This is a genomic window from Klebsiella sp. HMSC25G12 (genome assembly GCF_001807705.1).
GTDB classification, from domain to species: domain Bacteria; phylum Pseudomonadota; class Gammaproteobacteria; order Enterobacterales; family Enterobacteriaceae; genus Klebsiella; species Klebsiella variicola.
In genome coordinates, this window is sequence record NZ_KV789806.1 from 1 (window position 1) to 8,975 (window position 8,975).

At 54.6% G+C, this 8,975-nt stretch carries 10 protein-coding genes and 1 pseudogene; 5 read left to right on the top strand and 6 right to left on the bottom strand.

Features of this window, described 5'->3' with window-relative positions; genetic code table 11:
- Positions 1–201: 201 nt before the first annotated feature.
- Positions 202–756, top strand: coding sequence for a gamma carbonic anhydrase family protein (locus tag HMPREF3096_RS03850; protein ID WP_008807065.1), 555 nt, complete (start codon positions 202–204; stop codon positions 754–756).
- Here the strand turns inward: HMPREF3096_RS03850 and HMPREF3096_RS03855 are convergent.
- The 6 genes and pseudogenes from HMPREF3096_RS03855 to dprA all read right to left on the bottom strand — a co-directional run bounded on the left by HMPREF3096_RS03855 (position 732) and on the right by dprA (position 4,523).
- The gene (locus tag HMPREF3096_RS03855) at positions 732–989 is read right to left on the bottom strand and encodes a DUF1488 family protein (protein WP_008807064.1); all 258 of its coding nucleotides are present in this window, start codon (positions 987–989) and stop codon (positions 732–734) included. The two genes, HMPREF3096_RS03850 and HMPREF3096_RS03855, sit on opposite strands and share 25 nt — an antisense overlap.
- The gene (gene aroE, locus HMPREF3096_RS03860) at positions 986–1,804 is read right to left on the bottom strand and encodes a shikimate dehydrogenase (protein WP_008807063.1); all 819 of its coding nucleotides are present in this window, start codon (positions 1,802–1,804) and stop codon (positions 986–988) included. The genes HMPREF3096_RS03855 and aroE overlap by 4 nt, the downstream gene beginning before the upstream one ends.
- A 3-nt stretch (positions 1,805–1,807) precedes the next feature.
- Positions 1,808–2,380: an L-threonylcarbamoyladenylate synthase type 1 TsaC gene (gene tsaC, locus HMPREF3096_RS03865; protein WP_008807062.1), complete on the bottom strand. Its 573-nt coding sequence runs from the start codon at positions 2,378–2,380 to the stop codon at positions 1,808–1,810.
- 4 nt (positions 2,381–2,384) lie between these two features.
- Positions 2,385–2,927, bottom strand: coding sequence for a DNA topoisomerase family protein (locus HMPREF3096_RS03870; RefSeq protein WP_004145330.1), 543 nt, complete (start codon positions 2,925–2,927; stop codon positions 2,385–2,387).
- Positions 2,928–2,953: 26 nt separating this feature from the next.
- Complete coding sequence (smg, locus tag HMPREF3096_RS03875; protein ID WP_008807060.1) at positions 2,954–3,427, bottom strand: DUF494 family protein Smg; 474 nt, start codon at positions 3,425–3,427, stop codon at positions 2,954–2,956.
- Positions 3,399–4,523 (bottom strand): annotated as a pseudogene (gene dprA, locus HMPREF3096_RS03880) (DNA-protecting protein DprA). Before dprA ends, smg begins: the two are co-directional and overlap by 29 nt.
- A 128-nt stretch (positions 4,524–4,651) precedes the next feature.
- Here dprA and def point away from each other — a divergent pair.
- Genes def through trkA form a run of 4 tightly spaced genes read left to right on the top strand, consistent with a single transcriptional unit; the run spans position 4,652 to position 8,861 of the window.
- Complete coding sequence (def, locus tag HMPREF3096_RS03885; RefSeq protein ID WP_008807058.1) at positions 4,652–5,161, top strand: peptide deformylase; 510 nt, start codon at positions 4,652–4,654, stop codon at positions 5,159–5,161.
- Positions 5,162–5,175: 14 nt separating this feature from the next.
- Positions 5,176–6,123 (top strand): methionyl-tRNA formyltransferase, encoded by a 948-nt coding sequence (gene fmt, locus HMPREF3096_RS03890; protein ID WP_008807057.1) that lies wholly within the window; start codon positions 5,176–5,178, stop codon positions 6,121–6,123.
- A gap of 52 nt (positions 6,124–6,175) precedes the next feature.
- The gene (gene rsmB / locus HMPREF3096_RS03895; protein WP_008807056.1) at positions 6,176–7,471 is read left to right on the top strand and encodes a 16S rRNA (cytosine(967)-C(5))-methyltransferase RsmB; all 1,296 of its coding nucleotides are present in this window, start codon (positions 6,176–6,178) and stop codon (positions 7,469–7,471) included.
- 13 nt (positions 7,472–7,484) lie between these two features.
- Positions 7,485–8,861 (top strand): Trk system potassium transporter TrkA, encoded by a 1,377-nt coding sequence (trkA, locus tag HMPREF3096_RS03900; RefSeq protein WP_008807055.1) that lies wholly within the window; start codon positions 7,485–7,487, stop codon positions 8,859–8,861.
- The last annotated feature ends 114 nt before the right edge of the window (positions 8,862–8,975 follow it).

Sequence of the window (8,975 nt, forward strand, 5' to 3'; positions counted from 1 at the left end):
TCTGCCGTGTCAGTGGGAGCGCATTATAGGGATCCCATTTTTTTGCACAAGCCTTTTTTCGATCTTTTTTTCTGAATGGTGATTTTTCACCCTTTTCGTCGCGTAATTGCACGATTTGCTCAATTTTCACCGTTTTCAGGGGTTGCACAGGGAGATAAAAGCCACCAAAGTCTTCTTACATTCCCGTATTTTGAGGTCTATATGTCTGCTCAGCTGCGCCCCTATAAAGCATTTTTCCCACAAATCGGTCTTCGCGTCATGATTGACGCATCCAGCGTTGTTATCGGTGATGTCAGAATTGCCGATGATGTCAGCGTCTGGCCTCTGGTGGCTATTCGCGGCGACGTCAACTATGTATCGATAGGTCAACGCAGCAATATTCAGGACGGTAGCGTTCTCCATGTGACTCATAAGTCCTCTTATAAGCCGGAGGGAAATCCGCTGATCATTGGTGAGGATGTAACTGTTGGTCATAAAGTGATGCTGCACGGCTGCACTATCGGCAACCGCGTGCTGGTTGGTATGGGTTCGATCTTATTAGATGGTGTCGTCGTTGGCGATGACGTCATGATTGGTGCAGGCAGTTTGGTACCGCAGAACAAACAACTGGAAAGCGGCTACCTTTACTTTGGCAATCCGGTCAAACAGATCCGCCCCCTGACGGAGACGGAACGGGAAGGACTGAAGTATTCAGCAAATAACTATGTGAAATGGAAAAATGAATACCTGGATCAGGATAACCAGATCCAGCCCTGAGCATCTTCTTGACCATCGCGGATCAATGCTTCCACCTCTTCCTCTAGATCCCAACGATGTTCCTGGAAGGCGGCCAGCCACTGCGCTGGCCCCTCTGCACCAAAACGCTGCTGCAGGCTCTGTCCTGAAATTGCGCAGGTTAATTGCATCCCATTGACCAGCACAGGAAAAACCACACCCTGCCGTTCGGCATCCCATGATTCCCGGTCAGGAAACTGAATCGCCTGATTCATGCATTCAGTTCCTGCTGCAGCGTTTCGATGACCGGAGCGATAGCCGGCAGGACGCCGTGCCATAGCAGAACAGCATGGGCGGCTTGCGCCACCAGCATTCCCAGCCCATCAGCACAGTGGACTGCGCCATACTGCTGGCACCAGTGAAGAAACGGTGTTGGCCCTTTCTGGTAAAACATGTCATAGCAATACACGTCAGCGTGGACAACAGATGCCGGGATAGCCGGTACATCACCGTCTATTCCACTGGACGTCGCATTGATGATCAGATCGAATGTTTCCCCGGATAAGGTATCCATCTCTCTTGCGCTGACGCTACCGGTATGGGCGAAGAGAGTGGCTAACTCATGGGCACGAGAATAGGTTCGATTCACGATCGTGACGGCACATCCCAGCGACAGAAGCGGCAAAAGAACCCCGCGTGATGCGCCACCAGCACCTACCAGCAGGATCCGCTGGCGCGGCTTAATGAACCCCAGGCGTTCCAGATCGCTCAGGAGGCCAATACCGTCGGTGTTGTCCCCCAGTAAACGGCCATCTTCCAGGCGTTTCAGGGTGTTTACTGCTCCCGCCAGCGCAGCGCGTTCTGTCAGCTCGTCCGCGCGCGCAAAAGCTTCCTCTTTAAAAGGAACGGTGACGTTGGCCCCCTTTCCTCCTTCTGCAAAGAACTGATTCAGAGAAGAGACAAAATCGTCCAGTGGCGCCAGCACACGTCCATAAGGATGAGTAATCCCTAACTGGCGGGCAAACAGCTGATGAATAGAAGGCGACTTGCTGTGCGCGATCGGATTACCAAAAACGGCATAGGTTTCCATGGTTCACCCCTGGCGGAACAGTTTACCCGTCAGGGCATCACGGATTTCAGATGGATTTTGCCGTCCACCCGTGGCGCCATCCACAACCGGGAAGCTGTCACCAAACTGAGCATGAACCTCTGCGGTGGTACGACACGGTGGTTGCCCGGTGAGATTGGCGCTCGTCGAGACCAGCGGTTTCCCGTAAGCTTCGCACAATTCAATCACCAGCGGATGGTTGGTCACGCGTACGGCCAGCGAATCAAAACGCCCCGTCAGCCAGCGCGGCGTTTCAGGACGCGCCGGGAATACAAACGTCACCGGTCCCGGCCAGCAGGAAAAGATAGCGTCCCGCTGCGAGTCACTTAACCGTGAATCATCAACATAAGGCTTCAACTGCTCAAAGCTGGCGGCGATAAGGATCAATCCCTTGTCAACAGGACGCTGCTTCAGCTCCAGCAGACGCATGACGGCCGTTTCGCTGTCTGGATCGCAGCCAACGCCAAAAACGGCTTCTGTGGGGTAGGCGATGACATGTTCATTTTTCAGTACCGCCACGGCATGGGCGACGGTTTCTGAGGGCAGGTTATTGTTCACTGATTTATTCCGCCGGGATCGGCTTTCCACATTGTTTACTGGCACAGAAGCGTCTGAGCCCCTGCGCCGTCTTCTTTTCAATTAACAGCGGGTAATGGCATTCAGGGCATTCGCCCGCTACCGGTTTAAAATTGATAACGAACTGGCAATCAGGGTAGCGATCGCAGGAATGAAAGGTTTTACCGAAACGAGAGCGACGCTGGACCAGATGCCCTTGTCCACATTGCGGACAGGCGATAGCGGTCTCATCGGGTTTATCAATCAGCTCGGTATGCTCGCATTCGGGATAGCGACTGCAGCCGATAAACATACCAAAGCGCCCCTGGCGTAACACCATGACAGCGCCGCAAGATGGGCACTCCTGTCCCTCCAGCACCTTAACGATATGACCGTCCGCCTGACTTTTCAGGGGACGGATATAGTCACAGTCCGGATAATGCGAACAGCCGAGAAACGGGCCATGTTTCCCGGAACGGATCACCAGTTCAGCCCCGCACTGCGGGCAGGGCTCATTTTTACGCACCGAAAACAGTGCTGATTTGGTCATAACAACTCGATGTTGCTGCAAAAAGATTAATGCAGCATACCTTCATTTACTTCGAAGAGTAATTCTTCCATTTGCTGATAGGCGTTTTCACAGCCCGGAATGTTGAACAGTACCATCAGGATGACCCATTTCAGGTCTTCCAGTTCAAATTCTGCTGTATCCAGCGCCAGGACGCGCTCTATCACCATTTCTCGCGTTTCGAGGTTCAACACCTGAATCTGCTCGAGGAAGAGTAAAAATCCCCGGCAACTGGCATCCAGACGCTGGCACTCCTCTTCGGTATACACTCGAAGCGACAGCGGGTCGGAAGCGAGCTGCATGGGTTCAACGAGACCTTCCTGATAATCAGCCAGTTTCTCGAGCCACATTAACGCGTTATAGATATCTTCCCGCTCAAAGCCTGCATCGGTAAGATCCCGCGTCAGTTTGTCCTGATCCACGCGCATTTCTGCTTCGTTATGGATGTAAGTTTCAAACAAATACATGAGTACGTCGAACATGGCTTGCCCTCCTTAATCGGACATAGCCGCCGGGTACAGCTGCGATCCAGCCTGCTAACTCCAGTTCAAGTAGCTGAGCTACGGTTACTGGCACAGATTGGCCGGCACGTTCAGCGACAACGTCAACAGGTGTTACCTCATCTCCTACGTTAGCCAGGAGCTCCGGAAATGGCAATGCTACAGACGGCTGATCGGCGCAATTATTTATCGAATCAGACGTATCAGTAAGCCAGGCCAGCTCGTTTTGCCAGTACTCCACGATATCCTCTGGCGAGGTCACCGGTACCGCGCCTTGCTTGATTAACCAGTGCGGACCTTCAGATCCCGGATTACCAATCGGGCCAGGCAGGGCGAACACATCTCTTCCCTGCTCCAGGGCGCAACGGACGGTGACCAGCGATCCGCTTCGCAACGCCGCCTCAATCACCAGCACGCCCAAACTTAAGCCGCTGATAATACGGTTACGTCGGGGAAAATGAGCGGGAAGCGGCGGCGTAATGAGTGGAAATTCAGAGACCAGCGTACCGCCATTGTCGATGATCTGTTGGGCGAGGTTTGCATGGCGCCGCGGATAAACCTGTTCCAGCCCGTTGCCCAGCACCGCGATGGTTTTCCCCTCCGCGGCCAGCGCGCCGCGGTGCGCAACGCCATCAATGCCTAACGCCAGCCCACTGGTGATGGTGATCCCTCTACGCGCCAGCGTTTCGCTGAACAGTTTTCCCCAGCGGGCGCCATACCAGGAGTGCTAACGGCTGCCAATAACGGCAAGCTGCGCGCTGTGAAGCAGGGCGGGGTCGCCACTGACCAGCAACGCGCCGGGGTAATCAGCGATAGCCCTTAGCCGCAACGGATAGCGCGGATCGTCAGCCCGTAACAGATGATGATCCGGGTGTTCCAGCCAGCGCTGCGTCTCGTCAAGCTCTCGCTCGTCAAACCGTAAAAATGGCTTCACCTGCGCCGCGGTCATCCCAACGGCATGTAGCGCTTCACTATCCACGAAAGCGGCTGCGCATAACCGCTGCGCAATATCCAGCATCCTGTCGCCATACAAATTATTGACCTTCATCAGCCGCAGCCAAATCTCGTCGGGCGTCATCCTTACCCCCTGCCATAAGCGGCATTGACAATCTTTGCGATTGGACAGTGAGACTGTCAATTGCAGGGGGTTTTGTCTAGAATAGAGCTAATAATCTTATCAACTCCTGAATACGACTCTGGAACTTTATGGCAGTTTTGCAAGTGTTACATATTCCGGACGAGCGCCTTCGCAAAGTCGCCGAGCCGGTCAAAGAAGTGAATGCGGAAATTCAGCGTATCGTCGATGATATGTTCGACACCATGTACGCCGAGGAAGGCATCGGTCTGGCCGCAACCCAGGTCGATATCCATCAGCGCATCATCGTGATCGATGTGTCGGAAAATCGTGAAGAGCGGCTGGTGTTAATCAACCCGGAGCTGCTGGAAAAAGACGGCGAAACCGGTATTGAAGAAGGCTGCTTGTCCATTCCGGAACAGCGTGCTCTGGTACCCCGTGCGGAAAAAGTGAAGATCCGTGCGCTGGATCGCGACGGTAAGCCGTTTGAGCTGGAGGCCGATGGCCTGCTGGCGATCTGTATCCAGCATGAAATGGATCACCTGGTTGGCAAACTGTTTATTGACTATCTGTCACCGCTCAAACAACAGCGCATTCGTCAGAAGGTTGAGAAACTGGATCGTTTACGTTCCCGTGCCTGATAACAAGGAATACCGTGTCACATTCACTACGTATCATTTTCGCCGGCACCCCCGATTTTGCAGCGCGTCATCTTGACGCGTTGTTGTCGTCTGAACATCAGATCGTTGGCGTGTTTACTCAGCCAGACCGTCCCGCGGGACGCGGCAAAAAATTGATGCCGAGCCCGGTAAAAGTGCTGGCTGAAGCCCATGACGTCCCCGTATTCCAGCCATCGTCTCTTCGTCCGCAGGAGAACCAACAGCTCGTCGCCGATTTAGGCGCCGATATCATGGTGGTGGTGGCGTATGGTCTGATCCTGCCAAAAGCGGTGCTTGAGATGCCGCGTCTGGGCTGCATCAACGTTCATGGCTCCCTGCTGCCGCGCTGGCGTGGCGCCGCGCCGATCCAGCGTTCGCTGTGGGCGGGCGATAGCGAAACCGGCGTGACCATCATGCAGATGGACGTCGGCCTTGATACGGGTGACATGCTGTATAAGCTTTCCTGCCCCATTACCGCTGAGGATACCAGCGGCAGCCTGTACGATAAGCTGGCCGGCCTCGGCCCACAGGGACTGCTGACAACCTTAGCGCAACTGGCAAACGGAACGGCACAGCCTGAAGTCCAGGACGAGTCACTCGTCAGTTATGCCGAGAAGCTGAGTAAAGAAGAGGCCCGCATCGACTGGTCGCTTTCCGCTGCACAGCTGGAACGTTGCATCCGGGCGTTTAATCCTTGGCCAATGAGCTGGCTGGAGATTGACGGGCAGCCAGTCAAAGTCTGGCGGGCATCGGTTATTGCCGAAGCCACGCACGCCGAGCCGGGAACAATAGTGGCAGCAACCAAACAGGGTATTCAGGTCGCCACGGGTGATGGAATCCTCAGTCTGGAATCACTACAGCCAGCGGGTAAAAAAGCGATGAGCTCGCAGGACTTACTCAATTCCCGCCGGGAGTGGTTCATCCCTGGTACCCGTCTCGCCTGACGGTTGTCTCTTTAAAAGCCCGGGTTAGCCGGGCATTTTTATTTTTGCGCTTATGAAAAACAAAATAAACTTACGCAGTCTGGCCGCCCAGGCTATCGAGCAAGTGGTAGAACAAGGTCAGTCTTTGAGCAACGTTCTGCCCCCTTTGCAGCAGAAAGTCAGCGATAAAGACAAAGCGCTGTTGCAGGAGCTGTGCTTTGGCGTATTGCGTACGCTCAGTCAGCTTGAGTGGCTTATCAACAAGCTGATGGCGCGTCCGATGACCGGCAAACAGCGCACCGTGCATTTTCTGATCATGGTTGGGCTTTATCAGTTGCTCTATACCCGTATTCCTCCGCATGCCGCACTGGCGGAAACGGTAGAAGGCGCGGTGGCCATTAAACGCCCGCAGCTTAAAGGGCTGATCAACGGCGTGCTACGCCAGTTCCAGCGCCAGCAGGAAGCGTTATTAGTCGAATTTGCTGAGCATGAAAACCGCTATCTTCATCCCAAATGGCTGCTGAAACGCCTGCAGCAGGCCTGGCCGCAGCAGTGGCAGGAGATCGTCGATGCGAACAACCAGCGCCCGCCGATGTGGCTGCGCGTTAACCGCAACCATCATTCCCGGGATGAATGGCTTGCTCTGCTTAAAGAGGCCGGCTTAGAGGGCTTCACCCACCCTGACTATCCCGACGCCGTGCGTCTGGCCACCCCTGCCCCAGTCCATGCGTTGCCAGGTTTTGCCGAAGGCTGGGTCACCGTCCAGGATGCCTCGGCCCAGGGCTGTATGCGCTACCTGCTGCCGGAAAATGGCGAACGCATTCTCGATCTTTGCGCCGCACCGGGCGGCAAGACGACGCATATTCTGGAGGTTGCCCCGCAGGCTCAGGTCATGGCGGTGGATATTGATGAACAGCGTCTGTCACGCGTCTATGACAACCTGAAACGGCTGGGCATGAAAGCCGAAGTCAAACAGGGCGATGGTCGCTTCCCTGAGCAGTGGTGTGGCAACGAACAGTTCGACCGTATTCTGCTGGATGCCCCCTGCTCCGCCACCGGCGTCATTCGCCGCCATCCGGATATCAAATGGCTGCGCCGGGATCGGGATATCGCCGAGTTAGCCCAGCTGCAGGCCGAGATCCTGAATGCCACCTGGGAGCACCTGAAACCAGGCGGTACGCTGGTTTACGCTACCTGTTCTATTCTGCCGGAAGAGAATAGTCAGCAAATTTCCGCCTTCCTCGCACGAACCCCGGATGCTGAACTTCATGCAACCGGTACGCCGGCGAGCCCCGGGCAGCAAAATCTGCCGGGCCCGGAAGAAGGTGATGGCTTCTTTTACGCTAAGCTAATCAAACGTCGGAATTAATGGGTCACTGCAGATGAAGATTATTATTCTGGGCGCCGGCCAGGTCGGCGGCACGCTGGCGGAAAACCTTGTCGGCGAGAACAATGATATTACGCTGGTTGATACCAATGGCGACCGTCTTCGCAGCCTGCAGGATAAGTTCGACCTGCGTGTCGTCCAGGGGCATGGCTCTCACCCTCGCGTACTGCGCGAGGCGGGGGCCGATGATGCCGATATGCTGGTAGCGGTCACCAGTTCGGATGAAACCAATATGGTGGCCTGCCAGGTCGCCTACTCATTATTCAATACCCCAAACCGTATTGCGCGTATTCGTGCGCCAGATTACGTTCGTGATGCGGATAAGCTCTTCAATTCTGAAGCGGTGCCTATCGATCACTTAATCGCTCCGGAACAGCTGGTCATCGACAATATTCACCGGCTGATCGAATATCCCGGCGCGCTGCAGGTCGTGAACTTCGCCGAAGGGAAAGTCAGCCTCGCCGTAGTAAAAGCCTATTACGGTGGTCCGCTGGTAGGGAATGCGTTGTCCACCATGCGGGAGCATATGCCGCATATCGATACGCGTGTGGCCGCTATTTTCCGCCACGATCGTCCTATTCGCCCACAGGGTTCGACGATTGTGGAAGCCGGCGATGAAGTATTCTTTATTGCCGCCTCGCAGCATATTCGCGCGGTCATGAGCGAACTGCAGCGACTGGAAAAGCCGTATAAGCGTATTATGCTGGTCGGCGGGGGCAATATTGGCGCGGGTCTGGCCCATAAGCTGGAAAAAGATTACAGCGTCAAGCTTATCGAACGTAATCAGCAGCGAGCCGCTGAGCTTGCGGAAAAGCTGCAGCATACAATCGTCTTCTACGGTGATGCATCGGACCAGGAGCTGCTGGCTGAAGAGCATATTGACCAGGTGGACCTGTTTATTGCCGTCACTAACGACGATGAAGCAAACATTATGTCGGCGATGCTGGCGAAGCGAATGGGCGCGAAAAAAGTGATGGTGCTGATCCAGCGCAGAGCCTACGTGGATCTGGTCCAGGGCAGTGTCATTGATATCGCGATATCACCTCAACAGGCCACAATTTCCGCACTCCTCAGCCATGTTCGTAAAGCCGATATTGTCGGCGTCTCCTCCCTTCGCCGCGGTGTTGCCGAAGCGATTGAGGCCGTGGCGCACGGTGATGAGAGCACCTCCCGGGTGGTCGGGCGTTCGATCGATGAGATCAAGCTGCCGCCAGGTACGATCATCGGCGCCGTTGTGCGGGGCAACGACGTAATGATCGCGAATAATAATCTGCGGATCGAGCAGGGCGATCATGTGATCATGTTTTTGACCGATAAGAAGTTTATTTCCGATGTAGAAAGGCTGTTCCAGCCAAGTCCTTTCTTCCTGTAATTCCCAGGGCGCCGAACAGGCGCCTTTTTATTATCCCTTATTATTCAAAGGTTAATATTTTGCGGTAACTATCTACTGGGAATGGCAAATGAAAATACATTTGTTAAACTTACA

What these genes read in the sequence shown, in the direction of transcription:
- HMPREF3096_RS03870 (WP_004145330.1), bottom strand. Translation starts at nt 2,927, where the DNA reads ATGACCAAATCAGCACTGTTTTCGGTGCGTAAAAATGAGCCCTGCCCG.
- HMPREF3096_RS03855 (WP_008807064.1), bottom strand. Translation starts at nt 989, where the DNA reads ATGAATCAGGCGATTCAGTTTCCTGACCGGGAATCATGGGATGCCGAA.
- aroE (WP_008807063.1), bottom strand. Translation starts at nt 1,804, where the DNA reads ATGGAAACCTATGCCGTTTTTGGTAATCCGATCGCGCACAGCAAGTCG.
- def (WP_008807058.1), top strand. Translation starts at nt 4,652, where the DNA reads ATGGCAGTTTTGCAAGTGTTACATATTCCGGACGAGCGCCTTCGCAAA.
- smg (WP_008807060.1), bottom strand. Translation starts at nt 3,427, where the DNA reads ATGTTCGACGTACTCATGTATTTGTTTGAAACTTACATCCATAACGAA.
- trkA (WP_008807055.1), top strand. Translation starts at nt 7,485, where the DNA reads ATGAAGATTATTATTCTGGGCGCCGGCCAGGTCGGCGGCACGCTGGCG.
- HMPREF3096_RS03850 (WP_008807065.1), top strand. Translation starts at nt 202, where the DNA reads ATGTCTGCTCAGCTGCGCCCCTATAAAGCATTTTTCCCACAAATCGGT.
- rsmB (WP_008807056.1), top strand. Translation starts at nt 6,176, where the DNA reads ATGAAAAACAAAATAAACTTACGCAGTCTGGCCGCCCAGGCTATCGAG.